The 26,480-nt window shown below is 70.6% G+C and carries 20 protein-coding genes and 1 tRNA gene; 8 read left to right on the forward strand and 13 right to left on the reverse strand.

Annotated features, from left to right (window positions below):
* Positions 1 to 14: 14 nt before the first annotated feature.
* From IEZ31_RS05560 to IEZ31_RS05575, 4 genes are all read right to left on the reverse strand, one after another.
* On the reverse strand, positions 15 to 842 hold the full coding sequence (locus tag IEZ31_RS05560) for a septum formation family protein (RefSeq protein WP_190248619.1): 828 nt from the start codon (positions 840 to 842) through the stop codon (positions 15 to 17).
* Positions 843 to 1,044: 202 nt separating this feature from the next.
* On the reverse strand, positions 1,045 to 2,046 hold the full coding sequence (locus tag IEZ31_RS05565) for a hypothetical protein (protein WP_190248620.1): 1,002 nt from the start codon (positions 2,044 to 2,046) through the stop codon (positions 1,045 to 1,047).
* Entirely contained in the window at positions 2,036 to 2,533 is a 498-nt protein-coding gene (locus IEZ31_RS05570; protein WP_190248621.1) for a SigE family RNA polymerase sigma factor, read from the reverse strand. The genes IEZ31_RS05565 and IEZ31_RS05570 overlap by 11 nt, the downstream gene beginning before the upstream one ends.
* 39 nt (positions 2,534 to 2,572) lie before the next feature.
* Positions 2,573 to 3,910, reverse strand: a complete 1,338-nt coding sequence (locus IEZ31_RS05575; protein ID WP_190248622.1) for a glutamate-cysteine ligase family protein — start codon at positions 3,908 to 3,910, stop codon at positions 2,573 to 2,575.
* A gap of 305 nt (positions 3,911 to 4,215) precedes the next feature.
* On the opposite strand from IEZ31_RS05575, the gene IEZ31_RS05580 reads away from it, so the two are divergent.
* Entirely contained in the window at positions 4,216 to 6,243 is a 2,028-nt protein-coding gene (locus tag IEZ31_RS05580) for a glycosyl hydrolase family 28-related protein (protein ID WP_190248623.1), read from the forward strand.
* Between the two features lie 303 nt (positions 6,244 to 6,546).
* Positions 6,547 to 9,243, forward strand: coding sequence for an ExeM/NucH family extracellular endonuclease (locus tag IEZ31_RS05585; protein WP_229834246.1), 2,697 nt, complete (start codon positions 6,547 to 6,549; stop codon positions 9,241 to 9,243).
* A 38-nt stretch (positions 9,244 to 9,281) separates the two neighbouring features.
* Here IEZ31_RS05585 and IEZ31_RS05590 read toward each other — a convergent pair whose 3' ends face one another.
* Positions 9,282 to 10,577 (reverse strand): FtsX-like permease family protein, encoded by a 1,296-nt coding sequence (locus tag IEZ31_RS05590; protein ID WP_190248624.1) that lies wholly within the window; start codon positions 10,575 to 10,577, stop codon positions 9,282 to 9,284.
* Entirely contained in the window at positions 10,574 to 11,305 is a 732-nt protein-coding gene (locus IEZ31_RS05595) for an ABC transporter ATP-binding protein (protein ID WP_190248625.1), read from the reverse strand. The genes IEZ31_RS05590 and IEZ31_RS05595 overlap by 4 nt, the downstream gene beginning before the upstream one ends.
* A gap of 114 nt (positions 11,306 to 11,419) precedes the next feature.
* On the opposite strand from IEZ31_RS05595, the gene IEZ31_RS05600 reads away from it, so the two are divergent.
* Positions 11,420 to 12,304: a TetR/AcrR family transcriptional regulator C-terminal domain-containing protein gene (locus IEZ31_RS05600; protein ID WP_190248626.1), complete on the forward strand. Its 885-nt coding sequence runs from the start codon at positions 11,420 to 11,422 to the stop codon at positions 12,302 to 12,304.
* A 424-nt stretch (positions 12,305 to 12,728) separates the two neighbouring features.
* The gene (locus IEZ31_RS05605; protein WP_190248627.1) at positions 12,729 to 13,805 is read left to right on the forward strand and encodes a SagB/ThcOx family dehydrogenase; all 1,077 of its coding nucleotides are present in this window, start codon (positions 12,729 to 12,731) and stop codon (positions 13,803 to 13,805) included.
* Here IEZ31_RS05605 and IEZ31_RS05610 read toward each other — a convergent pair.
* A complete protein-coding gene (locus tag IEZ31_RS05610) occupies positions 13,740 to 14,636 on the reverse strand; it encodes a tetratricopeptide repeat protein (RefSeq protein WP_190248628.1) in 897 nt (298 codons plus the stop codon). The genes IEZ31_RS05605 and IEZ31_RS05610 overlap by 66 nt on opposite strands.
* Positions 14,633 to 14,788 (reverse strand): hypothetical protein, encoded by a 156-nt coding sequence (locus IEZ31_RS05615; protein WP_190248629.1) that lies wholly within the window; start codon positions 14,786 to 14,788, stop codon positions 14,633 to 14,635. The genes IEZ31_RS05610 and IEZ31_RS05615 overlap by 4 nt, the downstream gene beginning before the upstream one ends.
* Before the next feature lie 453 nt (positions 14,789 to 15,241).
* Between IEZ31_RS05615 and IEZ31_RS05620 the strand changes: the two genes are divergently transcribed.
* Both IEZ31_RS05620 and IEZ31_RS05625 read left to right on the forward strand, forming a co-directional pair.
* A complete protein-coding gene (locus IEZ31_RS05620; protein ID WP_190248630.1) occupies positions 15,242 to 17,314 on the forward strand; it encodes a PLL family lectin in 2,073 nt (690 codons plus the stop codon).
* A 166-nt stretch (positions 17,315 to 17,480) separates the two neighbouring features.
* Positions 17,481 to 17,759, forward strand: coding sequence for a hypothetical protein (locus IEZ31_RS05625; protein WP_190248631.1), 279 nt, complete (start codon positions 17,481 to 17,483; stop codon positions 17,757 to 17,759).
* Positions 17,760 to 17,949: 190 nt separating this feature from the next.
* Here the strand turns inward: IEZ31_RS05625 and IEZ31_RS05630 are convergent, their stop codons facing one another.
* Positions 17,950 to 21,081, reverse strand: a complete 3,132-nt coding sequence (locus tag IEZ31_RS05630) for an ATP-binding protein (RefSeq protein WP_190248632.1) — start codon at positions 21,079 to 21,081, stop codon at positions 17,950 to 17,952.
* A gap of 382 nt (positions 21,082 to 21,463) precedes the next feature.
* The gene (locus IEZ31_RS05635) at positions 21,464 to 21,748 is read right to left on the reverse strand and encodes a DUF6225 family protein (protein WP_190248633.1); all 285 of its coding nucleotides are present in this window, start codon (positions 21,746 to 21,748) and stop codon (positions 21,464 to 21,466) included.
* A gap of 416 nt (positions 21,749 to 22,164) precedes the next feature.
* Between IEZ31_RS05635 and IEZ31_RS05640 the strand changes: the two genes are divergently transcribed.
* Positions 22,165 to 22,236: transfer RNA gene (locus IEZ31_RS05640), tRNA-Lys, on the forward strand.
* A 509-nt stretch (positions 22,237 to 22,745) separates the two neighbouring features.
* Here IEZ31_RS05640 and IEZ31_RS05645 read toward each other — a convergent pair.
* From IEZ31_RS05645 to IEZ31_RS05655, 3 genes are all read right to left on the reverse strand, one after another.
* Positions 22,746 to 23,000 (reverse strand): Txe/YoeB family addiction module toxin, encoded by a 255-nt coding sequence (locus IEZ31_RS05645; RefSeq protein WP_190248634.1) that lies wholly within the window; start codon positions 22,998 to 23,000, stop codon positions 22,746 to 22,748.
* Positions 22,997 to 23,281, reverse strand: a complete 285-nt coding sequence (locus IEZ31_RS05650) for a type II toxin-antitoxin system Phd/YefM family antitoxin (protein WP_190248635.1) — start codon at positions 23,279 to 23,281, stop codon at positions 22,997 to 22,999. The genes IEZ31_RS05645 and IEZ31_RS05650 overlap by 4 nt, the downstream gene beginning before the upstream one ends.
* Positions 23,282 to 23,909: 628 nt before the next feature.
* Positions 23,910 to 24,677: a hypothetical protein gene (locus IEZ31_RS05655; protein WP_190248636.1), complete on the reverse strand. Its 768-nt coding sequence runs from the start codon at positions 24,675 to 24,677 to the stop codon at positions 23,910 to 23,912.
* A gap of 186 nt (positions 24,678 to 24,863) precedes the next feature.
* Here IEZ31_RS05655 and IEZ31_RS05660 point away from each other — a divergent pair, with 186 nt between their 5' ends.
* Positions 24,864 to 26,435: an AfsR/SARP family transcriptional regulator gene (locus IEZ31_RS05660; protein WP_190248637.1), complete on the forward strand. Its 1,572-nt coding sequence runs from the start codon at positions 24,864 to 24,866 to the stop codon at positions 26,433 to 26,435.
* The last annotated feature ends 45 nt before the right edge of the window (positions 26,436 to 26,480 follow it).

The following is a 26,480-nucleotide window of genomic DNA, read 5'->3' on the forward strand; positions in this document are numbered from 1 at the left end:
GGTACGCGGCGGGGTCAGGCGACGGCGTGCCGGAGGGTGCCGGTGAAGGGCAGGTGACCGGTCCGCCTGGCCGTGCAGACGAAGCCGCGCACCGCCTGGCCGGGTACGCCGTTCTCGAACCACCACAGATATCCCGAGGTGTACCGCGGGTCGGCGCCGCCCAGCCAGGCGTTCGCGGCGGCCGGACAGCGCCGGGCGTTGAGCGCCTCGACCTGGTCGACGGTCGGGCGGGCCGGGAACTGGTCGGTCAAACCGTCGACGCGGGTGACCTCGTCGGTGTGCGGGCCGGAGCAGGGGACCAGGGTCACGCTGAGCATGTCCTGCGTCTCGGCCAGGCAGGAGCCGACGACGAGGCGGGCGAAGACCTCCGGGCGGTACGCGCTCTCGCCGACCGGCAGGGCCGTCGCCTCGGTCCACGGCAGCTTCCGCGACGACGCCGGCTCCGAGGCGGAGGTGGCCGAATCCGCCGCGGCGGGTGGGGCGGTCGCGGCGGCCGTGGGAGAAACGGTCGCGGCGGCCACCGGAGGGGGAGCGGCCGGGCCGGTCGCCGGCCGGTCCCGCGAGATCGTCCGCAGCGCACCCGCCCCGGCGCCGCACAGCACCAGCGCCGCCAGCACACCCAGCACCGCGGTGACGCCGATCAGGATCGAGGCGGCCGGCGAGAAGCGGGCCGCCCGCCGCGGCGGCGAGAGGGCCGGTGCGGCGGAGGACGGCGGGGTCCAGCTGCGCCACGGAGCCGGGGCGTACATCGGCTTCGGCGCGGTGTGCCGGCGCATGTCGTCCTCGCGGCGCTTTGCGGCCTCGACCCACTCCTCGTCGAAGACCACCTCCGGCTCCTCCACGGCCGCGATGCTAGGTCCGCTCACGGCCCCCGGCGGCGCCCCCGAACCACTGTTCGTCTGGCGTTCAGGTCACCGGCGACGGCGGCCGGCCGGCTGCTCGACGCCGTGCTGCCGTTCGGCCCGGCGCTGTACGGCGAGCTCAGCCGGTTCGGTCGGGTGCTCGACTGGCACAGCGGTACACCGGAGCATCCTCAGGACGCGGTCACTCGATGATCTCGACGGGCACGCCGCCGTTCGACAGGTCGGCGATCGCGACACGCCCGTCGGCGACCACGGCCATCCAGGTCAGCGTCGTGCGGCCGAGCGCCGCCGAGGCGGGCACCTCGAAGCGCATCCGGAAGGTCAGCGCGCCGTGCCGGGGGACGCTCTTCGCCGCGCAGTTGAGCCGGTAGGTGGACTTGAGGCCCGCGAGGGTCTGCTGGTATGCGGGGCAGGGCTGCAGGCTGAACGCGCGGGGGAACGCGTTGCGGACGGTGACGTCGTAGACGAGCGTCGTCCCGCGCCGCACCGTCCCCGGCACCGACATGGTGACGGTCAGCGGCGTGTTGATGAGCGGCGCCTGGACGTACCACGGGCTCGCCGAGTAGCCGCAGCCCGGACCCAGGTCGACCGGCACCTCGCGGCCGCCCGCGACGATGCGCGGGTCGCGGTACAGGGGCGTGGGGCAGGACTCGACCTGGACGTCGATCCGCGCGGGCTCGCCGGGGTCGATCGTCGCGGGGGCCTGGTCGAAGGCGTGCCGGAGCGGCAGGCTGCCCCTCAGCGTGACCGGGACGCCGGTGGCGATCTCCGTCGCGATGATCGCGGACGTGCCGGGGATCGTGCACCGCTCGATCCTGTGGTTGGCGACGAGCACGGTGAGGGTGTCGCCGGTGCGCTCGTGCCAGGGCTGGTTGCCGAGGGCGTCGTCGGTGCAGGGCCGGGCGTCGGGCCGGGGGTCGCGCCGGTCGAGCTCGGGCAGCGTGGCCGGCTCGGCGGTCCACTCGAAGACCGTCTGGGCCGGCGGGGCATCGTTCGCCAGCGGCCGGACGAGGGCGGCGCCGACGAGCACGATGACGACCGCGGTCGCGCTGAGGGTCATGGTGTACCGCCGGCGCCGCCGCCGGCGGACCCCGGCCTGCACGCGCTGCACCGGCTCGGCCCACCCCTCCGGCGTGTGCCGCCCGTCGGCGAGCTCCTGGCGCACGAGCTGCTCAATGTCCATCGGCGGCCGCCTCCATCCGCATGCTGTCGCGCAGCTTCTGCAGCGCGCGCGAGGTGTTGCTCTTGACGGTCCCGACCGAGCACCCGAGCACGGTGGCGGCCTGCGCCTCCGACAGGTCGTCGTAGTACCGCAGCACCAGCACCGTCCGCTGTTGCTTCGGCAACGCCTGGATGGCCCGCCACAGCCCGTGGTCGACCGGCTCGGGGTCGACGTGGGCCACCTCGGGCACCCGGTCGGTCAGCCGCTCGCGGCGCAGGGCCCGGCGGCGGTTGAGGTACTGGTTGACGATGATGCGCCGCACGTAGACCCCGGGCTCGTCGGTGCGCTGCACCCGCTTCCAGGCCATGCCGGTGCGCTCCAGCGCGTCCTGCACCAGGTCGGCCGCGAGCTGGTCGTCACCGCTGAGCAGATGGGCGAAGCGCAGCAGCTCGCGGTGCCGGTCCCGCACGTACTCGGCGAAGGAGGGCGGCGCTTCCCAGCTCGGCATGCCCGAAGGACACCACAGGCTCCGGAAAGGTTGCACGCGCTACAGCGCGGGGATGCTGTACGCCTCCAGGAAGTGGTCCTTGCCGTGCTCCCACGAGTCGAGTGCCTGGTCGGCGAAGGAGTGCATCGTCTCGCAGACCTCCTCGACCGGTTCGAGCAGCGCGAGCGTCGCCGGCTCCTCCAGCCCGGCCGCGACCCGCGCGACCAGCCCCTGCCGGGCCAGGCGGAGCAGGCCGCGGGCGAGGTCCTGGACCAGGCGCGGGCCGATCGTCGCGGAGAGTCCCTTGACGGCGACCTCCGTGCTGGCCCGGTCGACGTCGCCCGCGGTCAGGTCGGACAGCAGGTCGTTGGCGGCCCGCCGGGCGGCCGGGTCGTAGGCGAGCCCGGTCCACAGTGCGGCGCCCGCGCCGAACCACGGCCACGGCGGCGCGTCGGCCAGCCGCAGCTCCAGCGTCCGGCGGACCCGCACGTGCGGCCAGACCTGGCTCAGGTGCAGCTCCCAGTCCGCGCTCGTCGGGTAGGTGCCGTCGCCGAAGCCGCGCTCGACCGCCTCGCGGAACGGGATCGGCGCCGCGGCGACGTGCTTCCCGCCGACGAGCCGGTAGATCATGGGCAGGCGTGCCGCCCAGTCGACCAGGTCGTCGATCCCGGCCCCGGCGTCGAGCGCGACGGCGAGCACCCCGCATCGGCGCGGGTCGAAGTGGCGCCAGTACTGCATGCGCCGCGACATGACACCGGTCGGTGCTCCGGCCGCGACCGGCGAGTCGACGAACAGCGCCGCGACGACCGGCGACGCGCGGACCAGCAGGCGCAGCTTGTCCATCAGGTCGGCCGGGTCCGTGTAGTCCAGCGACGTCTGCGCGGACAGGACCAGCCCCATGACCTCGTCGGCGTACAGCCCGTCGGGCCCGAGCCGGCCGAAGTAGTCGCGCATGACCTGCACGCGCGGCTTCGGGTTCCAGGCGATGCCGTCGGCCGCGGTGAACGGCACGATCCCGCCGGTGAGCAGCGCGATGCCCTGCCGGCCGGCCAGCCCCGCGGCGAGCTGGAGGTGCGCCCGCACGTCGGCGACGGCCGCGGCGACCGTCGGGAACGGCGGCGACGAGTACTCCAGGGCACCGCCGGTCTCCAGCGTGAACTGCGCGCCCCGGGCCAGCTCGACGCCGACCGTCTGGGCGCCTTCCGTCAGCAGGTCGCCGCCGCACGCCGCGGCGAGGTCGTCGAACAGCGCGGTGGCCTGCCCGTAGGTCGCGTTGCGCCGGCTGTGCCGGTCGACCAGCCCGACCTCGACCTCCATGCCGACGCTCTCGGCCCGCCCCGGTGGCGCCTCGAAGACATTCCGCAGGTCCGCGAGCCGTATCCTCTGCTGCCCACTCACCGAGGCCCTCCAGCGACGTCTGCCCAACGTCTGAAAGACGCTCATGGTAATCGAACGGACGTCGGAACGTAATCGCCGTCCCGGAGGAGGCTTCGCATGAGGGTGGAGGAGTCATTGCAAGAAATCGGGTAAGAGACCGCAATTAATTGGCGGGACCTTGTGCAAAGCCGTGTGGCGGTCCTACTGTCACCTCACCTCATGGCGTCCGCCCAAGCCTCGAGCGTCTGACACCCCGCACGACGTTCTGACGTTCCCGCCACCTCGATGCGTCTCGGCGTCCGCCGTCCCGAGAGAAACGAGTCACGATGTCACGGAGCATCACTGGAGCACCATCACGGTGGTCCGCTGCGGCGACCGCGGCCGCCGTTGGCCTCGGCGTCCTTGTCGCCGGTGGCACCGCCGCTCACGCCGCGCCGACCGCCCCGGCGGTGACGCGGGCCGCGCTCGACCCGGCGCTCGTCGCCGGGCGGGGGGCGAGCGTGGACTTCGTCGAACAGGAGGCCGAGAAGGCCAGCACCAACGGCGTCGTCATCGGCCCGGACCGCACCGCCTACACGCTGGCGGCGGAGGCGTCCGGTCGTAGCGCGGTCAAGCTCACGCCCGGTCAGTGGGTGGAGTTCACGCTGCCCAAGGCCGCCAACGCGATCACGGTGCGGTACAGCATCCCGGACGCGCCGAACGGTGGCGGCATCACCGCGCCGCTCAACGTGTCGGTCAACGGCGGGTCCACCAAGACCATGACGCTGACCTCGCAGTACTCCTGGCTCTACAACCAGTACCCGTTCACCAACGACCCCAACGCCGACCTGCTGCACCCCGACTGGTGGATCACCGAGTGCGGGTGTGTGCCGGCGGCGACCACCCCGACGCCGCAGATCACCAAGCCGTTCCGGCCCTTCCACTTCTACGACGAGCAGCGGCTGCTGCTCGGCAAGACGTACAAGGCCGGCGACAAGATCAAGCTGCAGGTGCCGAACAAGAGCAACGCCGCCTGGACGGTCATCGACCTGCTGGACTCCCAACTCGTCGGCGCGCCGAAGGTCAACCTGCTCGCCGCGAACGTGCTGTTCTTCGGGGCCGACCCGACCGGGCGGCGCGAGTCGTCCGACGCGTTCGACATGGCGATCGCGTTCGCCAAGGCGTTCCGGCTCAAGGTGTACATCCCGCCGGGCACGTACCAGGTGAACCGCCACATCGTCGTCGACAACGTGACGATCGAGGGCGCGGGCAACTGGTACACCATCATCAAGGGCAAGGAAGTCGCGCTCTCCGAGCCGGCGCCGGACCTCTCGATCCACACCGGCGTCGGGTTCTACGGCAAGTACGCCAAGGACGGCGGCAGCAACAACGTCCACCTGTCCGGCTTCTCGATCATCGGTGACGTGCGGGAGCGCATCGACACCGACCAGGTCAACGGCGTCGGCGGCGCGATGAGCAACTCGACCATCGACGGGCTCTACATCCAGCACACCAAGGTCGGCCTGTGGTTCGACGGCCCGATGACCAACACCCACGTGAAGAACGTGACGGTCGTCGACCAGATCGCGGACGGCCTGAACTTCCACACCGGCGTCACCAACTCCAGCGTCACGAACAGCTTCTGGCGCAACACCGGTGACGACGCGCTGGCGATGTGGTCGGAGAAGACGGTCAACGCGAACAACACGTTCGACCACAACACCATCCAGACCCCGACGCTGGCCAACGGCATCGCCATCTACGGCGGCAAGGACATCACGGTCTCGAACAACCTGGTGGCCGACCCGATCCGGGAGGGCAGCGCGCTGCACCTCGGCACCCGCTTCGGCGCCGAGCCGTTCAGCGGCACGATCAACATCACCAACAACACGACGGTCCGGGCCGGCACCTACGAGCTCAACTGGAACATCGGCCTGGGCGCGCTCTGGCTGTTCGCGCTGGAGAAGAACCTCGACGCGAACGTCCAGGTGGTCGGCGACCACTTCCTCGACAACACCTACAACGCGATCATGTTCGTCGCCGACTGGCCGGTGAAGGACCTGTACTCGATCACGAACGTGCACTTCAAGGACGTTCGGGTCGACGGCACGGGCACCTCGGTGGTCAGCGCCCGCGCCGCGGGTTCGGCGACGTTCGAGAACGTGGACGCCCGCAACGTCGGCGCCGTCGGCGTCAACAACTGCGGCACGTTCCACTTCACCCCGGCCGGTTCGGAGTTCTCCCTGACCGACCTGGGCGGCAACGACGGTGGCGGCACCACCGGCCCGTGGCTCGCGCCGTGGGAGCTGCCGAACACGATCACGTGCGACGACCGCCCGCCGGTCGTCGTGCCCCCGGCGCCCGCGCCGTGGTGATCAAGCAGTAGCAGGGCGCCCGGGTTCACCCGGGCGCCTTTTTTTCTTTCCGGGCGACCGCACCGAGCGCCGGTCCGGCAGATCGTCCCGTACGTCAGGTGAACCCCGCGGCGCGGCCGGTGATCGGGGCGTACGCCGTCACCTGAGAAGACTCTTCCGGTGGCACCGCAGCGGCGTCCGACCGTTAGCCGATCGTTCATCCAGGGTCATTGTTCTCCCATATGCTCCGGCGGTCCTGCTTTCCCTTTACGGAGGCTCAGCTTGATACGCCGAAGGATTATCAGTGCGCTAGGCGTGCTGGTCGTGGGCGGTGTTGGGGCGTTAACCGCGCAGTCCACCGCATTCGCCGCGGAAACCCCGTTCATCAGCGAAATCCACTACGACAATGCGGGCACCGACTCGGGTGAGAGCATCGAGATCGAGGCGCCCGTCGGGTTCGACCTCACCGGCTGGCAGATCGTTCTCTACAACGGCAACGGTGGGGCGGCGTACAACACCCGCACCCTCTCCGGTCTCGTGCCGGACGCCGGCGTGGTGGTGGCGACCTACCCCGTCGACGGGATCCAGAACGGATCGCCCGACGGCATCGCCCTCGTTCGCGCCGACGGTACCGTCGCGGAATTCATCACCTATGAAGGCACCTTCGCGGCGTCGGGCGGGCCGGCCAACGGCCTGACCGGGACCGACATCGGGGTTGCCGAGGGCTCCGCCACGCCGGTGGGGCACAGCCTGCAGAAGATCGACGGCGTCTGGAAGGAGCCGGCGCCCAACACGTTCGGCGCCCGGAACAAGGCCGCCGACCCCGACCCGGACCCGGAGCCGACGGGCTGCGACTCGCTCGTCGTCAACCGCACGATCGCCGAGGTCCAGGGGACCGGCGCGGCCACCCCGCTCGCCGGGACCCGCGTCGTGGTCGAGGGCGTCGTGACGGCCGACTACCGGACCGGTGGGTACAACGGCATCGTCATCCAGACGGAGGGCAGCGGCGGTCAGGCACCAGCCGCCGGCAAGGCGTCGGACGGCATCTTCGTCTACCTGACCGGCAACACCGCCATCCACCCGTCGGTGGCGCTCGGCGACCGCGTGAAGGTCGGCGGCACCCCGAGCGAGTTCAACGGCCTGACCGAGCTGACCATCGGCGCCAAGAGCGACGTCCAGGTCTGCGCGCAGGGCGTGGCGCTCCCGGCGCCGGCTCCGTTCACCCTGCCGCTCGACGAGGCCGGCCGCGAGTCGGTCGAGTCGATGCTGGTCGCGCCGATCGGCCAGTACACAGTGTCCGAGGTGTACAACACCAACCGGTACGGCGAGGTCGTCCTGGCCGCCGGTGACAAGGCCCTGCCGATCGCGACCGACCTGGCCCGCCCGGGCACCCCGGAGGCCCAGCAGGTCGCGGCCGACAACAAGCTGCGCCGGCTGCTGCTCGACGACGGCAAGACGACCAACCTGTCGTCGGCCGGCCTGATGCCGCCGTACTTCTCGCCGGCCAACCCGCTGCGCGTCGGCGACTCGGTCGAGTCGTTCGGCCCGAGCGTGCTGTCGTACGGCTTCAACGAGTGGCGCCTGCAGCCGACGGTGCCGGTCGACGCGGCCACCCCGCCGGCCGCCCGGACCACGTTCAAGGTGACCAACCCGCGCACCGCCGGGCCGCAGCCCGTCGGTGGCGACCTGAAGCTGGCCAGCTTCAACGTCCTCAACTACTTCGTCCACTTCGGCGGCGACGCCCGCGGCGCGGACGACGAGGCCGGGCTGGCCAAGCAGGAGGCCAAGATCGTCGCCGCGATCAACTCGCTCGGCGCCGACGTGGTCGCCCTTGAGGAGATCGAGAACTCGGTCCGCTTCAACCCCGACGACCCGCAGCAGGCGCTCAAGCGCCTGGTCGGCGCGCTGAACACGGCGGCCGGCGCGGGCACGTGGGACTACGTCCGCTACCCGGCGTCGCTCCCGCCCGCCGCCCAGCAGGACTTCATCACCACGGCGATCATCTTCAAGCCGGCCAAGGTCACCCCGGTCGGCGAGTCGAAGGCCCTCAACGACGAGTCGGTGTGGTTCAACGCCCGCGAGCCGATCGCGCAGACCTTCAAGTCCGGCCTGCTCACGTTCACGGTCGTGGCCAACCACCTCAAGTCCAAGAGCACCTCGGACCTCGCCGTCGGCGACAACGCCGACAAGGGCGACGGCCAGGGCGCGTTCAACGGCGACCGGGTGCGTCAGGCCCAATCGCTGGTCGGGTTCGTCAACGGGCTGAAGGCCTCCAGCGGCAGCGACGACGTCCTGCTGCTCGGCGACTTCAACGCCTACACCCACGAGGACCCGATGCAGGTCCTGTACGACGCGTCGTTCAAGGACCTGAACACCACCGGCAAGGCGACCTACGTCTTCGGCGGTGAGTCCGGTTCGCTGGACCACGCGGTGGCCAGCCCGTCGCTCGCCGCCCGCGTCACGGGCGTCGACGTCTGGCAGATCAACTCGCACGAGTCGTTCGCGTTCGAGTACGACGGCAACCCGGCGTTCTACGCGCCGAACCCGTACCGCGCGAGCGACCACAACCCGATCGTGGTCGGCCTCAGCGTTCCCAAGTGCGCCCGGGTCATCACCGGCCGCTACGCCGGCCCGCTGACCGTCACCTCGGGCATCACCTGCCTGGACAACGCGACCGTCGCCGGCCCGGTGACCGTCGCGTCCGGCGCCTCGATCGTGGTGACCGGCGGCACCATCTCCGGTCCGGTCACGGCCCTCGGGGCGGCCCAGGTCACCATCTCCGGCACCACGATCTCGGGTCCGGTGACGGTGACGGGTGCGACCGGCGCGGTGACCATCGAGAACGCTCGCATCTCCGGCCCGCTGACGGTGGCCGCCAACACGGGCGGCACGGCGGTCGTCGTGTCCGGCAACACGGTGAGCGGCCCGCTGTCCTGCAGCGGCAACGACCCGGCGCCGGTCAACAACGGCGTCAAGAACACCGTGCGCGGCCCGGCGACGGGTCAGTGCGCCAAGTTGTAGTCCGTTGCAAGGGCCCGGGCCGCGGCCCGGGCCCTTGCTCACACCGCCGTTGCCGGTCCCCGCGTGCTCCTGCGGGTCGTGCCGATCATGGCCGCCCCCGTGAGCGCCACCGCGGTCGCCACGACCACCGCGTACGCCGCCGGTGTCGCCTCCGGCCACAGCCGGTCCGCACGGGCCAGGCCGAACGGCAGGATCGTGACGAGCGAGGCGAGCGAGCCGCCCAGCACGCCGGTCACGGTCACCAGCAGCCCCTCCAGCGAGACCATCGCGACCAGCTGCCCGCGGGTCGCGCCCGCCAGCCGGTGCTGCGCGAACTCCCTGCGGCGGCTCGACGTCGCCGCGATCAGCGTGTTGACCAGCATGATGGCGACGAACAGGGTCATCATGCCGACGACCACGTAGTTGAGGGTCTGGACGTCCTGGGCGTAGTCCGGCTGGACCTGCCCCTCCGCCGCCCTGTCCTCGATCGCCTGCATGTACACCGTGCCGGTCGCGACCCCGGTGAACAGCAGCACCGGCATCACGGCGCTCGCGAGCTGCCGGGTCCGCGTGCGTACCGCGAGCACCGCGAGCTCGCCGGCGACGCCCCGGAAGGCCGGGCCGAGCACCATGGTGACCAGCCGCAGCAGCTCGGGGGCCAGGAGCGCGAGGCCGAGCGACGCCCAGATGCCGGCCTGGCCGGCGGTCTGCATGGCGTCGACGCCCTTGCCGTCCATGACCGTCGCGGTCAGCGTCGCGCAGCTCGCGCCGGCCGCCAGGAACAGCGCCGCGCCGGCCCGCCGCAGCCGGGGCCGGGCCCTGCGCTGGTCCTGGGTCGTCCGCCGGGCCGCCGCCACCGCCGCGATCAGCGCGCCGAGCAGCGTGACGCCGAAGCCGGCGTTGATCGCGGCCCCGCCGAAGGCGAACTCGGTCGCCTCCGCCACCTGGCCGGTGCTCTGGAGCAGGTCGAGGAGGACTCGGCCGACCGCGATTCCCAGCGGTACCGCTGCCGCCGAGGCCAGCAGGGCAACCGCCGCCGCCTCGCCCAGGATCATCCGGCGCAGCTGCGGGCCGGTGGCGCCCACCCGGTGCAGCAGGGCGACCTGCCCGGCCCGCTGCCGCACCGACAGGCTCAGCGTCGAGGTCACCGCGAACACCACGATGACCAGGCACCAGCCGCCGCCGACGCCGGCCGTCGTGACGAGCGAGTCGGCGCTGTCCGCGTCGGTGCCGGCGGCGGTGTCGATCAGCGACGCGAACCCCATCAGCAGGGTCGCGCCCAGGAACGCGGACAGGAAGGTGGCGACGAACCCGCCGGGCCGATGCCGCAGGTTGCGCAGCGCGACGCCGATCATGCCGCCACCCCCGTCAGCTCGCCGAGGTGCGCCAGCCGCTCCGCCACCGCGTCCGCCGTGGGCGCTCGGAGGGACCCGGCCAGCCGGCCGTCGGCGAGGAAGAGCACCTCGCCGGCGTACGAGGCGGCCACCGGGTCGTGGGTGACCATGACGACGGTACGGCCGTGCTCGTGCACCACGGCCCGCAGCAGCTGGAGGACCTCGCGCGCACTGCGCAGGTCGAGCGCGCCGGTGGGCTCGTCGGCGAAGATGACGGCCGGCTCGGTGAGCAGCGCCCGCGCCACGGCGACCCGCTGCCGCTGCCCGCCGGACAGCTGGTCGGGGAGATTGTTGCGATGCTTGTCCAGCCCCAGGCTCCTGAGCAGCTCGCGGCCGCGGCTGTGGTTCGCCCTGCGTCCGGCCAGCCGCAGCGGCAGGACGACGTTCTGCTCGACGGTGAGCGAGGGGAGCAGGTTGTACTCCTGGAAGACGAACCCGACACGCTGCCGCCGAAACTTCGTCATGGCGGTGTCGTTGTTCGCGGTCACCTCGGTACCCCCGATGAACACCCGCCCGCTGGTGGGCCGGTCGAGCCCCGCGGCACACTGCAGCAGCGTGCTCTTGCCCGAGCCGGACGGCCCCATGATCGCGGTGAAGGTCCCGTCGGCGAAGGCCGCCGACACTCCGTCGAGCGCCGTGGTCGTGCCGTACGTCTTGCGCAGCTCTTCCAATCGGACCGCGTCAGCCATTGTGTCCTCCCGTTTCGTTGTCTTCGTACACCGTACGAGCGCACTACTGACCCGGTCGGTATTGCTGACCCCCGTATTTGACTAGTGCACTGCCATGCGGTGCACTAGTGCACTATGGACGTCTTTCGGCGCATCGCCGGGGAGATCGCCGCGCAGATCGCGTCAGGCGCGCTGGCGCCCGGAGCTCGGATCCCGTCGACGCGGCAGATCATGGCCCAGCACGGCGTGGCGATGGCCACGGCTACGAAGGTCATCACCCACCTGCGCGAGCAGGGCCTCGTCCAGACGAGCCCCGGCCGAGGCACGACGGTGACCCGCCCCCGGGCCGGCACGCCGGACACCCCGGACCGCGACCTGGTGGTCCGCACGGCCATCACGATCGCCAACGCGGAGGGCCTCCCGGCGGTCTCGATGCGCCGCCTGGCGGGCGAGTTGGGCATGCCGACCATGTCCCTGTACGGCCACGTGGCGGACAAGGAGGAACTGGTCCTCCTGATGATGGACCGGGTGATGGCCGCCCACCCGCCGCCGTCGCTGGACCCGGCGGTGCACGGCTGGCGCGTCTGCGTGGAGGCACTGGCCCGCTTACAGTGGCGGATGTACCGCCAGCAGCCCTGGCTGGCCCAGGCGGTGTCGTTCACCCGGCCGCTGCTGGCTCCGCACGCGATGGCGCATACGGAGTGGACGATGCAGGCTTTGGACGGCCACGGCTTGGACCCGTCGACGCTGTTCGCGGCGGCCGTGATGCTCGCCAACCACGTCCGCGGCACGGCGGTGAACCTCGAGGCGGAGGCGCAGGCGGAGCAGGAGACGGGGATGACGGAGAGTGAGTGGATGGAGTCGCAGGAGGCCCGGTTCGCGGCGGTGCTGGCGACGGGCAAACTGCCGATGCTGTCCGGCTTCTTGGCGACCGACCCGTCGTTCGACCTGGACCTGCTGATGGAGTTCGGCCTGCAACGCCTGCTGGACGGCCTGTCCGCGCTGCTGGACGCTGCCTGACGTGCGGGTTCGCCGCCGCCATCCCCCGGCCCGTCCCTGGCCGTCGCGCGTGTCTTGTGACCTGGGGGAACGCCGGGCTGGGAGTATCGCGTGGAACGAGGGCCGCCACGCAGGTACCCTGTTGGCGCGGGCTGCTAGCTCAATGGCAGAGCTGCGGACTTAATCGTCGGGAAATGCAAGTACGCACCGCACCGCAGCCTACCTGCGAAACGTGCAGCCGAGCTGTCCATTGTGGATTTGCATTGCTCCAAGGTTGCTCGGCTGTTCAAGTGGCCGTTTGTCCGTAGCTATCCGGGCAAACTCCGGTATTTCCTGCGCTGTCCGCGCCCGTACCATGATCAGCCGTGCTGGTCTGTGGGTCGTTGGGACCGCTGTGGCAGGGTCCGTCGCGCGGTGGTGTTGCGGATCTGGGGGGTGAGCGTCCGTGCGGGTGCGGGTTTCTGGGTGTGGTGGCCTGCTGAGGGTCGGCGACCGGCTCGTCTGGGACGACCATCTGAGCCACCGGCAGCTTGCGCTCGCCGACGGCGTCGAGCGGGTGCTGGGGTGGTTCCGCACGTGGCGGGAGCTTGGCTCCATCCGCGCAGCGGATCCGGACGTGCGCACCGGCGAGTGGCTGGAGCGGGCCGCGGAGGCGCTGCTCGATCGTGACATCCTCGTCGCCGAGGGGTCGGATCGGGACCGCACCGAGCAGGAAATTGCGCGGGAGTGGGCCGGCTGGGGTCCGCACGCCCCAGCCTTCTACTTCGGCACCCGTTCGCACCGCAGCGCCCTGTACATCACCGATGCCGAGGACGCCGCGCGCCTGGCTGCGAAGCTCACCACCGATCCACCGCCGGTGCCGTTCCGCCGCTTTCCCGGTTCTTCGACGGTCGCGCTACCGGACGTGGACCGCGGACTGCTGAGCGGGCGTGACTTCGTCGACGTGCTGCGCCAACGGCGCAGCCATCGCATGTTCGGCCGAGCCGAGTTGGACCTCGGAACGCTCGCCACGCTGTTGAAGCTTGCGGCTGGGCCGCTGTCGCACAAGGATGGAGCGCTGGCGGCCGAGAGCGGATCGGTGTTCAAGACGAGTCCGTCCGGTGGGGCGCGCCATCCCACCGAGTTCTATGTGTACGCCTTGCGGGTTCGCGACCTTGCGCCGGGCCTCTACCACTATGCGGCCGACACCCACCTGTTGGAAGATCTCGACCGCCGGGCCACCCCGGAGTTCCTGGTCGCGGCCTGCGGCGACCAGGAGTGGGTGGCCGATGCCAGTGCGTTGGTGTTCTACACCAGCGTGCGGGCGCGGTCGGCATGGAAGTACGACATGGGCCGAGCTCTGCGCATTCTGTTCCTGGACGTTGGTCACCTGAGCCAGACGGTCTACCTGCTGGCCGCAGCCCTCGGCCTTCGTGTGACGTTCACGGCCGCACTGCGCGACGAGTCGGTCGAAGAGCTACTCGGCTGCGACCCCGTCCGGGAGATCATCATCGGAACATCCGTCCTGGGGACCGAGCCGTGACCGCGTCTCGGCCGGCTGGCCCAGCTCGGTGAGCAGCCTGGCGTAGTTGCTGGTGCAGGTCCGCCAGACCGGGTGTTCGGGCTCGCCGGTGCGGGCGGCGAGCAGGTCGAGGCATCGGCGGTAGGTCGCCTTCGCGCGCTCGTGCCGGCCGCCCCGGTGGTACAGCAGGGCCAGGTTGTTCAGGGTTACGGCGAGGTTTGGGTGATCCGGGCCCAATGCCGCCGTCTTGACGTCCAGGGCGTGCAGGTAGGCCGACTCCGCGTCGTCGGGGCGGCCGCTGCGGTTGTGGACGGCGGCCAGGGTGTGCCACACGACTCCGGCCTCGTGGGACTCGCAGTCCGGTGTGCGCTCGAACACCCGGAGTGCATCGGCCAGCAACTCCGCTGCCTCGTCGTGACGCCCAGCATCGGTGAGAATGGCGGCGAGCGCCGCTTTGTCCCGGGCCACGTCCACAACGTCCGGGCCGAGTGCCCGCTCGCGGATGGCCACCGACCGGCGGGCGAAGCGCTCGGCCGGCGCCAGGCTGCCGCGAGCATGTTCCAACCCGCCGAGATTGTGATACAGCCCCGCGATTCTCGGGTGGTCCGATCCGAGCACCCGCCGACTGATTGTCAGCGCCCGGCGATACAGCGCTGCCGCTTCGTCATATCGTCCGGTGTGCTTGAAGAGGATGGCCAGATCATTGGATGCATCGGCGACCAGTGCCAGGTCACGCGGGCTGTTCCCGCTGGTCAGTGCCAAAGCCTGCCGCAACAGTGTCTCAGCACGCGCATATTGCCCGAGTTCCCGGCACTGGACGCCGAGGTCGTAGAGGGCGGAAGCCCGACTCAATCCTGCTCGGCCAACTCCACCACATCATTGTGGTTGGCGACGATGCGGAACAAGGAATCGGCGTAGGCATCCTTGTGCGGTTCGAAGAATTCCTCGCCGGCCGCGGCGTTGTTCTGGCCCGTCTCGACCACTGCGTCGATCTTGTCGCTCATCGGTCCCCCGGAATCTATTTGTCTTGAGACTTCGATGCTACGACCGCGCGCGTTCGGCGTGCCGACTATGTCGGTGGAGCGACACAACGTCACTCAGACGGCGGGCAGAGCCCGCGGGGCAGCCAGCGGTCATGGCTGGCGATCACCCTCGTGCTCGGCGCGGTGGTCGGGGCCTCCTCCAGCTCGTCGCAGAGCCGGACCTGTGCCGGCCAGTGCGCCTCGGTGGCTGTGCGCCGCGGGCCTGGGCCCAAATCGCCGGGCGTGCTCGAGTTGGCAAAACGCTGTCGGGCTTAACTACGCGGCCTTGGATGATCATCAACCATTCCGTGCGGCCTCCCGGTCCAGCGGGAAGGTCTGGGGATGGTCGGGGGAAGTTTGTTGGATCAATCTAGGCCACTCAAGTGGTAGATGGAAGATCACACAGGAGCTTGCTGGTCAAGCTGAGGAGACAGCGTGTCAATTAGTCGGCGTAAGTTGCTCGCGGCCGGTGGTGCGGGTGCCCTGGCCATCCTGGCGAACCCGTTCGGTATTGCCCAAGCCGCGGCGCAAGCTGCGACGGGCAACCCGAACTCGTTCTGGATCGGCACCAAGAAGATCGCATTCTTTTTGGTGTACACCTACATCGATCAATTAGATCCATCGTTGGAGGCAGCGATCCATCGAAGGGTCAACTTCGACCCCGACAGTCTCGGTGCGGATGTGTCACTGCGGGCGTTCGTGCGGGCCAACTCGTACGGGCTCGCGGACATCGAGGCACACTTCATCGGCATGGAGCAGGTGGAGGAAGGTCCGGGCAGGGAGATCCCGGTGACTGCGCTCGCCCCGAAGTGGGAGACGACGCTGCGCAACCAGGGCTTCGACGGTGCGTTCATGGTCACCCTGAGCGGGGACGCCGGCATTGCCCAGCAAAAGGGGTTCTGGTCGAGAGCGCCGATATTCCGCAACGTCGGCATGTGGGCGATGGAGCTCCTCCACCAGCTGACCGGGTACGGGGATCTCTACAGGTTCGCGAACCACCTTGAGGTGTTCGACGATATGGCGGATGCCATCGGTACCCACTGCTCGGCCTTCACGAAGCGGGCCATCGGCTGGCTCGACGAGGCGTCGATCGTGACGCACACCGGACGCGTCCGCTCCTACAACCTGCAGGCGCTCGCCCTCGCGCCGGCGGCGGACCGGCGCACCGCGATCCGGGTCGGTGAGGATGCGAAGTACTTCATCGTCGAGGCACGGCTCGGCGTGGACCAGTTCGACGGCCGCATTCCCACGAACCGCCAGGGTGTGATCGTCTACCAGGTGGAAGACCCGGACACGGACCCCGACCCGAATCGCATCAATCCGAATCTACCGCTGCGCACGAGGAACGGCCTGAAGACCGGTGAGGTCTTCACGTCGGCGACGGGGGTCCAGGTAAAGGTCACCGCTCGGTTCTCCGACGGATGCACGGTGCGGATCGTGGACCCGGCACAGCGCCTGCTCAACCGCTCGGGGGAGTTCTCCACGCCGCAGGCCGCGGGCCGGCCGACCGCCGCGGTGGTTCCCGGACTGGGCACCCACAGCATGCACTACCGTGACACCTCCGGCCGGCTGTGGGAGCTCTGGCGGGACTCGGCCGGCCGTACCGGTTCGAGTAACCTCACGGCCGCTGCCGGGCAGGCGCCGGCCGCTGCGGGCGACCCGTTCGCCTACGTCCACCAGCCGACGAACACGCAGATCCTGCTGTACCGGGACTTCGCCGGCAGGATCAACAGCCTCTACTGGTCGACCGGTCCGGTCGGGCACGACAACCTGAGCGGCACGGCGGGCGCCCCGGCCGCGGCGGGAGACCCGGTCGGCTACCACACGCCGCTCGACGACACCCATCACGTGATCTACCGGACCAGCAGCGGTCACCTGCACGAGCTGTGGTGGCAGGGGGTGGCGCCGGTGCGGTACGGCGGGGACCTCACCGCCTTGGCAGGCGGCGGGGCGCCGAACGCCGTCGGCAACCCGTCGGCGTACTCGGCGCGCGGGACGAACCTCGTGTGCTATCGGGGCTCGGACAACCGGATCCACAGCCTCTACTGGTCGACCGGCGCGGTCGGGCACGACAACCTGTCCGGTGTGGCCGGCACGCCCTACGCCGCGGGTGAGCCGTTTGCCTACTACACGCCGTTCAACGACGTACACCAGGTTGTCTACGTCGGCACCAACGGGCACATCTACGAGCTCTACTGGCAGGGCGTCAACGCGGTCACTGGCTGGAACCTGACCGCGCCGGCCGGCGCACCGCCCGCGAACGGCAGCCTCACCGCCTACTACAACGCCGCCGAAAACACCAAGCACGTCATCTACGGCTCCACCGACGGGCGGCTGCACGAGATCTGGTGGACCCCGGGCGGTGGGATCCCGGCACACTCCGACCTCACCACGTTCGCCGCCGCACCGGCGGCGTCTACCGCGCCGGCCAGCTTCGTCACCACCGATCCGAACACGCAACACGTGGCCTACCGCTCCTACAACCGGATCTACGAAATCGCCTGGTAGGACCCTTCCCCGGCCCGGCCCGGGGAATCGGCCCGGCTGGGCCGCGGGGGAAGGACCCGGGAAGGTGCCCCATGCAAGGTGAGACCATGGATGCTGGCCAGCCGCCGGTTCACCGAACCGGGCGGTCCGGCGGCGGGCCGGCGCTTCTACTTTCGGGGCCGCCACGGTGTTGTGCTTCGGCTGGGCCGCACAGGTCACGGCCGGCACGCTGCTCGGCAACCTGCTGCCCGAGCAGGCGGGACTCTCCCTGCTGGTGCCGCTGTGCCTGGTCACGGCCGTGCCCGGCGATCCGCTCGATCACGGCCGGCGCCTGTGTCGCGTGCGCCGCGGTGGTCGCTATGGCCGGAGCCGGGCTTCCCGCCGGATCGGCGTTGCCGGCGGCCATGCTCGCCGGCGTGGCCGCGGCGACGATCGGCCGCCGGGCCGACCGCAACGGGCGCGATGACGATGCTCGCCACGATCCTGCTCGTCGGCGTGTGCAGCTACCCTGCTGCGGGTGGTGCCGCTGCTCCTGGTCGACCGGATCCGGCTGTCGCCGCGCATGGAGGAGGTGGTCCTCGCCGCGAAGACCGGCATGCTGGTCGCCGCGGTCATGCACCTGGCCCGGGTGGGCTCGACGCCCGGCGTACCGAGCCTCAACGGACCGGGTTCGTGGCCCGGCACCGCGCGGCGTCGAGCGGCTGCGCTGCCGCCTCGAACATCTCGGCGGCCTGGTCGAGCAGTCGCCGCGCCTCGGCCGGACTCCCCTCAGCGCCGGCGATGTGGGCGCGAACCTCGATGAGGGCGGCCTCCCAGGCAGTGCCCTCCCAGAGGGCGGCCGAACGCTCGGCGCGTTCCAGCTGCCGCCGCGCCTCGTCCAGGTCGCCGACGTCGGCGCATGCGATGGCGGCCGGCACCGCGAACGTCACCGGGCAGAACGAGCAGCGTTCGTGCTCGTCGAGGGTGGCCTCGCCCGCGTCCACGATCGCGCGGGCCGCATCCGGATCCTCGGCGGCGCGGATCATCGTCCCGTACACCCGGTACAGCAGGTGCATCGACAGCTGCGACCAGCGGCTGAGCGGCAGCGCCCGGCGCAGCAGGCGGTTGGCGGCGGCTCGGTCGCCGCGGGCGAGTTCAACCTCGGCGAGCCGTTGCAGGCAGTGCGCCTCGCCGGCGGGTGCCACGATCTCGCGGTGCAGGTCCGCCGCGTCGGACAACTCCCGCAACGCCAGGTCGAGGTCTCCCGCGAGCAGCGCGGCCTCCCCGACCAGCGCACCGGCGAAGGCCACCGCACGCAGGGCGCCGGCGCGCTCGGCCGTGTCCCGCAGCGCGTTGGCCATCTCGATCACGCTCGCGTACGGGGTGGAGCCGTACAGGAAGTACTCGGCCACGCAGAGGTGCGAGTCGAAAACGACGGTGGCCAGCCCGGGATCGCTGCGGGTGCGGTGCAGCTCGGTCCACAGCAGCTGGCTCCATGTTCCCCGGTTGTGCGAGACGAGCCCCTTCAGGGCGATCATCTGCAGTCGCTCCCAGCCGGAACCCCCGTCCACGGACCGGATGGCCTCGTCCGCCGCGACCAGGGCGGTGTCGAGGTCGCCGGTGAAGTAGGCGAGCCCGCCGCGGGCGAGCAGGATGGTGCTGTCGTGCGGTCCGCCGTCCGGATGCAGGCCGTCCAGGGCGGCTGCGGCGGTGTCGAAGTCCCCGGCGTGCAGCGCGATCGAGGCCATCCGGGCGCGCAGGCGCCGCCGCTCCAGTGGCCGCGCGTGGCTGATGGCCTGGCGGTAGGCGGGCAGGGCGGCGGGATCGCCCGTCGCGCCGAGCACGTCGGCGCGCAGCGCGAGGACCCGGCCCGCGTCGTCGCCGCCGGCGACGGATCGGATGGAGTCCAGAAGCGCCAGCGCGTCGCCGAATGCGCCGACGGCGGCGGCCGTCTCGGCCGCGGTGAGCACGTAAGGGACGGCCGCGTGCGGCTCGCCCGCGGCCAGGAGGTGGTGCCCGATCCGCGCGGGTGACGCGTCGAGCGTGATGAGCCGTTGCGCGCAGGTGCAATGCAGCGCCCGCTGCCGGTGGGTCGGGAGGTCGGCGAGCAGCGCCTCACGGATGAGCGGATGGCGGAACCGGAAGCCGGACAGGGTTCGCTCAATGACGAGCGCCGCCAGCGCCGCGTCGAGGCAGTCGAAGGCCTCCGGCTCCGGCAGGCCGGACAGGGCGAGGAACTCGTCCGTGTCGAACGTGGCTCCTGTGGTGGCGACGTACTGCAGGGCAGCGCGGGCGACCGGCCCGAGCGTGGCCAGCACGGCGTCGCCGGGCCGTTCCTGCTCGATCGGCGTGATGCCGGCGGTGCGGCTGAGCTCGACGATGGCGAACGGCAGACCACCGGAGATCTTGAAGATGCGTTCGGCGGCGTCCGGCGGCAGGTCCGGCCGGCACGCGGCGACCAGGACGGCGCTCTCGTCGCGGTCCAGCGGGCCCAGTGCCACGTCGACGGCGGCGGCCCGGCCGATCAGGCTGGCGCGGACCTGCTCGAACGTATCGGTGACCGGCTGGCGCCGGTGCGCGAGCACGAGAACCACGCGTTCGGTCAGGCAGCTGCGGGCGAGGTAGTGCAGCAGCCGCAGGCTGGCCTCGTCGGCCTCGTGCACGCCGTCCACGGTCAGCAGCAGGCCCTGCCCGGCCGCCGCGAGCCGGACAAGCTCCGCCGTCGCCACGAAGAGCCGCTGGTGCGCTGTCTGCCCGGTCCATTCCAGCGAACCGCCGGCCAGCGCACGGTCCAGATCGCCGCGGCACCGGTCGTCGAGTCCGTCGAGCAGGGTGGGGTGCCGCCGGCAAAGATCCGCGACGGCCTCCAGGACCGGCGCGTACGGCCAGGCGCCCTCGATGGCGGACGCGACGCCGTGCCCGGTCCGCCAGCCGCGGCCGGCCGCCTGGTGCCTCAGCCATTCGATGAGCGTCGACTTGCCCGTGCCTGCGGCGCCGCCCACGAACACAGTGCGGCCGCGGCCGCGGCCCGCCTCGTCCAGCGCCCGCAACAATGCGCCGGTCTGCGCCCCACGGCCGACCCAGGTTGTGCGCGGACCCGCCCACCCCGTCGGGTCGGGCTGGTCGGAGAGCGCGGCCAGCAGCGAGTCGCGCAGGGCGATGGCCTCGTCGCTCGGGCCGAACCCGAGCTCCTGGTGCAGCACCCGCTCCATCCGCTCGAACTGGCGCAGCGCGCCGCGGCGATCGCCCCGGTCGGCGAACTGGCGCATGAGCTCCACATGCGCGGCGGCGTCGGCGGGGTCCAGCTCCACGAGACGGTCGAACCGGCGGGCCTGCCGCAGCATCCGCAGGTGTAGCTGCTCCAGCCGGTCGCGGGTGTCGGCCGCCCAAGGCTCGTACCGATCCTCGGGCAGGAGCCGGCCGCCGTAGGCGTCCACGGCCGCTCCCGCAGCCTCCGCCCCGCCGGTGTCCAGGGCCCTGGCCGCCAGGTCCTGGAAGATCGCGGCGTCCACCTGGACCGGGTGTTGCGGGAAGAGCGCCACCGTGTCGCCGCGGAGCACGAGACTGTCCGGCCCGAGTACGCGGCGGGCGTAGTGGGCCGCCTTGTGCAGTCTGGGCGCCACGGCATCGACCGGCAGCCCGGGCCACAGCGCGTCCAGAACCTGCTCGCGGTGCAGCTGCCGGCGGGGTGCGAGCGCAAGCACCTTGACCAGTGCCGCGGCCTGCCTGCGGTGCCACGCCTCGGCCGGCACGCTGTGGCCGTCGAGGCGCACGTCGAACCGTCCGAGGACGCTGATGTCGACCGTCACCGGCTCATGGTCTCGCGCCGAGCCGCGGCCGGGTGTCAGCTATCGGTCCCCAGCACGGCGCGCGATCGCTCCGAGGCACGTCGACTCTGCGAACGGCACCGGACTTTGCGAAGATCAGAGTGGAGCCGATCGAGGTTACCGAGATCGCGCCGGGAAGTAATTGTCAAGACCTGTGGACGATAGATCTTGTTTGCTTGAGTGAGGTGCTGGCGGCGCCGAGAAATTTGCGTGACTCCGCGGTCAGGATTGACACAGGCGGCCTGTCGGTCTCCACGATGCGACAACTGCGCCAGGTGGACCGCCTGCGCGGCTGGGAGGACAACTGGACCGCCTATGCGATCACGGCGTGGTGCAGTCCGCCGCGTCGCCGTCGCTTCGACGGCTACCCTCCCCCTGATCCGTCGGGTGGGTGGAATCGCCTCGCCTGCGCCACCTCGACGCGCAAAACCGTATCGTCGGACAGGCCGCTCAGTGCGTGGCGAAGCTGGCCGACGGTCCATTGCTCGATGTCGTGCCGATAACGGCAGTTAGGCTCGTCGATGGCCATGTTTGAACGGTACGTGATCGCCGCCATCGGTCCGAAGACCACCGGCCTCGGGTTGTTGTCGAATGCGAGTGCACTGACATTGGCCCAGATCCGGATGCGGAGCGCCAGGGAGGCGGTCACTCTATCCGATCCTGTGGTCGCGGCAAGCCAAGAGAGCGCTCGGCTTCGCATCCGCCCATCGGCTCCTTGTCAAACTGGCCCACGAACCCCGCCGGGCAGGCTCGGTCGAGATGACCAGCACTTGTCTGTCAACGACGGCACTCGGTAACGGATCGGATCGATGTGGCTTACCGCCTCAGCCTCACCCAGGGTGCGGCACTACCATAGATCCAGTTGATCATTCCTGGGTGGATCCGTGGTGGATCCTGGCTGCTCGCTGGTTGCTCGGCTGTTGGGAGCACTGGGCCGTCTGACGGCTGGCGGCGGCGAGAACAGCCTTACGGCTGATGGCCCTAACCAGCGCCGAACTGTCGAAACGCTGCATACGGAGTATCGCGTGGAACGATGGGCGGCGCGCAGGTACCCTGTCAAGGCGCGGGCTGCTAGCTCAATGGCAGAGCTGCGGACTTTTAATCCGTAGGTTCAGGGTTCGAGTCCCTGGCGGCCCACTACCTGTCATCGCGCCTTCGGCGCGAGGCGGGGGGTTCCCACCCCGCACCCCCCATGCCGCGCTGCGCGCGGCACTGGCTGTGCTGACGCTGGCCAGACCACCAAGTCGTACGGCGGCTGGTTCCAGTGTTGCTCCGGTTGTCTGGCTGGACGGACCACCACAATGATCTCCGCTCGGGCCCGCGTGGCGTTCGTGCCCCTCGCCCGTCTCGCCGCATCCCCGAGGCGTGCCCCGGCCAATGCCGTGTTTCGTCCGGTCCTGCCCGGCGTCGCTTCGATCATCTCCGGCCGGGTATCGCCTGCCCTGTGCGTGTTGATCCACAACGCCTGCGGGCCGTTCGCCACTGCCTACGCGGTCGAGCAAACTCGCGAACTTTCTCGTCGATCAGCTCACGGTCGGAAGGCGTTGCGCCTCTCGCGGTCCGTACTCACCGGGGCAGCCCCGCCGCCGGCCCGTTCCCGGGAGGGTGGACGACGGGTACACGGAGGGACTGGAGGGCCGGCTACATCATTCGTAGTGGTAGCGGCACTGCGCGATCTGCACGACGTCATCGACGATTCGGTACACCAGGCGGTGTTCCTGGTCGATGCGCCGTGACCAGAAGCCGGCCCAGTTGCCACGGAGCTGCTCGGGCTTGCCGATGCCCTGGTGGCCGTTGCGGCGGATGTCTTCGATCAGGGTGTTGACCCGGCGGAGCATCTGGCGGTCCTGCTGCCAGCTCAGGTAGTCCTCCCAGCCGCGGCTGGCGAACTGGATCTTCACGCCGCCGACGCCTCGTCCGGGCTGCCGTCAGGGTCGATGAGGTCGCGCAACTCGCCGCCGCCGGTGCGCAGCTCTTCAATGGCCTCGTTCAGCCGGCGGGCGTTGGCCGGGCTCGCCATGAGGTATGCCGTCTCCTTCAAGGATTCGTACTCGCGCAGCGAGATGATGACCGCGGCCTCGCGGCCGGAGCGGGTCACCAGGACTTCCTCGGCGTCGTCCACGACGTGGTCGAGGACCTTGGCCAGGTTCTGGCGTGCCTCTGAGTAACTGACGGTGCGCATCGTGCCTCCCGGGCTGGGCGTACAAGAAATTGTACAACTCACCGTCGACCCGAAAAGTACAGCAGCGAAGTGCGCCAGCGGACCCCGTCGCGCCGGACCTCACCGAAGCGGAAGCCCTTGTGTAGCAACGAATCCAGCTGCACGAAACCACACTGCCCCGACTCTCTTGCCCGCGTGACGCCCACACCCCGACCGTTCCCCGCAGCTGTTGATTCACAGCGCCTGCTATCGGTCAGCTCGACAGGTGTCGCGGAGCCGAATCGACTCGGCGTGCCGTCGCCAGACGATCTCCACCGCCGCTTCGCACCCATATCACTGGTATTCGACTTCCTTCGGCCCGAGGGTCAGCCATTGCCGTGCCACCTCACGCACCAGCGCTCGTTCGGCACGTGAGGTGACACGTCGCGCTGTGTGCGCCTGCCGTGCACGATCGAAGCGTTGCCGGGCCTTCGGGGCAGTGGCGAGCAAGCTGCAGGATCTGCGGGGGCTCGACTCCGTGCAGAAGAGGTGGACATCAATCGGCTCGACGCAGACCGGCTGCCGGGACAACCAACGTGGCTGTCGTCGTTGTCTCTGGGGTGGCTGGGCGTGCGCATCGGTGCCCCCGTGGCGCCGATGCGCACGCAGCTCACTGCTGGCTGTACATGGCGGCCGGGGCCTCGACCACCTTCGAGCCGGTTGGCTTCGTGATGGTGATCGGCGAGCCGAAGTCCGAGAGCTTCAGGTTGTACTCGCCGTCCTTGCCGTCGGCGATGTTGGGCAGCGTGGTGTTGAACTCGGCCAGGTAGCCCTGCTCGTTGACGGACGCGGTGAACTTCACCGCGTTGGCTCGGTTGGCCGCGGCCGCCAGCACGTAGTCGAGGAACTTCCGCGCGCCGGCCGTGGCGCCCTGCGCCTTCGTCAGGTCCAGGGTGCCGGTGAACGAGCCCGGCGCGGTCAACTTGACGTCCTTGACGCCGGTCAGCAGGGTCAGCGGGGTCACGACGTCGGTGAACATGGCGAGCGGGCTCTTCGCGTCGAGCTTCGCGATCTTCAGGTGCATGGTCTTGCCCTTGAAGTCGCTCAGGCCGGCGAGGTACAGGTCGTCGGGGGTGGCGATGATCGTCATGCGATCGGTGCCCGATGCCTGCGCGATAGACCCGATTTTGTGCGTCGCATCGTAACTGCCCGTCATATCCTCTTCGGCCTTGTCGCCGGCGAGGACCACCTTCAGGTTGACCCCGGCGGTCTTGGCGACCGCGGCGGCCAGCACCGTCGCGGGTTCGGGCGCCGGAGACGCCGCGGACGAGGCGGGCGCGGCCGCCGACCCGTCACCCGACCCGCCGGCGGAGCAGCCGGTCAGCGTGGCGACCAGGGCGGTGGCGAGCACCGAACCGACGATGAATCTGGACAGCATTCGTCCCTCTCATGGATCGTTCTCACAGGCGACCGTCGGCCGCCGAGACATCGTCAAGGAGCCCGCTGCCGATTGACTGCCGTCGCGCTGCCGGGCACTGCGATCGCACTGCCGTCGGCGCGTTGTACCTGGCTGGAGGGGCAGCCGGACCACCCGTAGACTGTCCGGCGGCACAGGGAGGTCTGGGTGGCCGGGACGCCGGACGGGCAGGAGCTGCCGCGTTTTGAGATCCTCGGGCCCGTGCGCGCCTGGCGCGGCGAGGCGGAGCTCGACCTCGGGCCGGCGAAGCAGCGGGCGGTGCTGACCGCGCTTCTGATCAACGCGAACCGGCCGGTCCCGACGGCGCAGATCGTGGACGCGGTGTGGCAGGCGGAGCCGCCGGAGAACGGCGCGAACGTGGTGCAGAAGTACGTGGCCGGGCTGCGGCGGGTGCTGGAGCCCGACCGGTCGCCGCGAAGCCCGGGCAGCCTGCTCGCCTTGACCGACGCCGGATACCAGCTCTCGGTCGGCCCGGAGCGGCTGGATGCCGACGTCTTCCACAGGCATCTGCAGGAGGCGCAAGCCGCGCGAGCGGAGGGCCGGCTGGCCGACGCCAGCGGGCTGCTACAGCGCGCGCTGGGACTCTGGCACGGCAGCGCGCTCGCCGGGTTGTCCGGCGCGCTGTTCGACGCGACCCGGGACCGGCTCGCCGAGAGCCGGGCGACCGCTCTGGAGTCCTGGGCGGCGCTGGAGATGGAGCGCGGCCACCACGCCCAGCTCATACCGAGGCTCGCCGAGCTGGTCGTCGAGTTTCCCTTGCGCGAGGAGCTGCGGTACCTGTCGATGCTGGCGCTGTACCGGTGCGGTCGGCAGCCGGAGGCGCTGGCCGCGTTCCGCGACGCCCGCCAGCTGCTCGCCGACGAGTTCGGCGTCGAACCCAGCGAGCGGCTGCAGGAGCTGCACCGCGGGATCCTGCGCGCGGAGCCCGCACTGGCCGCGTCCGGATCGCCACGTCCGGCGGTCAACGGCCACCGGCACCAGCCGCCGGCCGTGCGCCCGCCGACCGCCGTGCTGCAGCTCACGGAGCTGCCGCCCGCTGTACTGCTGCCCGCCGTGCCGCCGCCCGCCCTACCACGATCCGGCTTTCCGGTCTGGCTGGCCGCCCTCATCGTGGGCGCCATACCGCTGCTGACGTGCGGTTTGACGAGTTGGGCGGTCGTCGGCGTCCTCGCCATCCGCTACCGCAGCCGGCTGCTGGGCCTCGCCGCGGCGGCGTTCCTCGCGCTGTTCGCGTTCTTCGTCATTGCCATGGAGCTGGACGGTCCGGCATACGAAGCCGGGCCTTGGGCTGGCGCAGGGGTCGTTGCCCTCTTCGTGGCGACCGTGGGTGGCGCGGTGGCCAGCGCACTCATCATCATCCGCCCGCCCGGCCGCCTTCCGGAGCCGTCCGCGGCGGTCGAGCTGACCCGGAGGGTACGGCGGGAGCAGGCGCGGCAGCTCGTCAACCACCATCCGTCGATCGCGCGTGAGCTGCGCATCGGGCGGCCCGACCTGTCGCGCACGTTCGACGACGGCGGCCTGGTCGACATCAACACCGCCCCGGAGACCATCATCGCGTCGCTGCACGGGATCGGTCCGGACGACGCCCAGCGGATCGTCGCCGACCGGTACCTGCGCGGCCCGCTGACCTCGGTCGACGAGCTGGTCACCCGGAACCTCGTGCACTGGTCGGTGGCCCGGGTGCTGGGCGAGACCCTGGTAGCGGTACCGCCCGACTGACCCAGATCGGCAGGACGTACGCAACTCCTGGCCGATCGTCGGCTG

Source organism: Dactylosporangium sucinum (assembly GCF_014647515.1).
Lineage (GTDB): Bacteria > Actinomycetota > Actinomycetes > Mycobacteriales > Micromonosporaceae > Dactylosporangium > Dactylosporangium sucinum.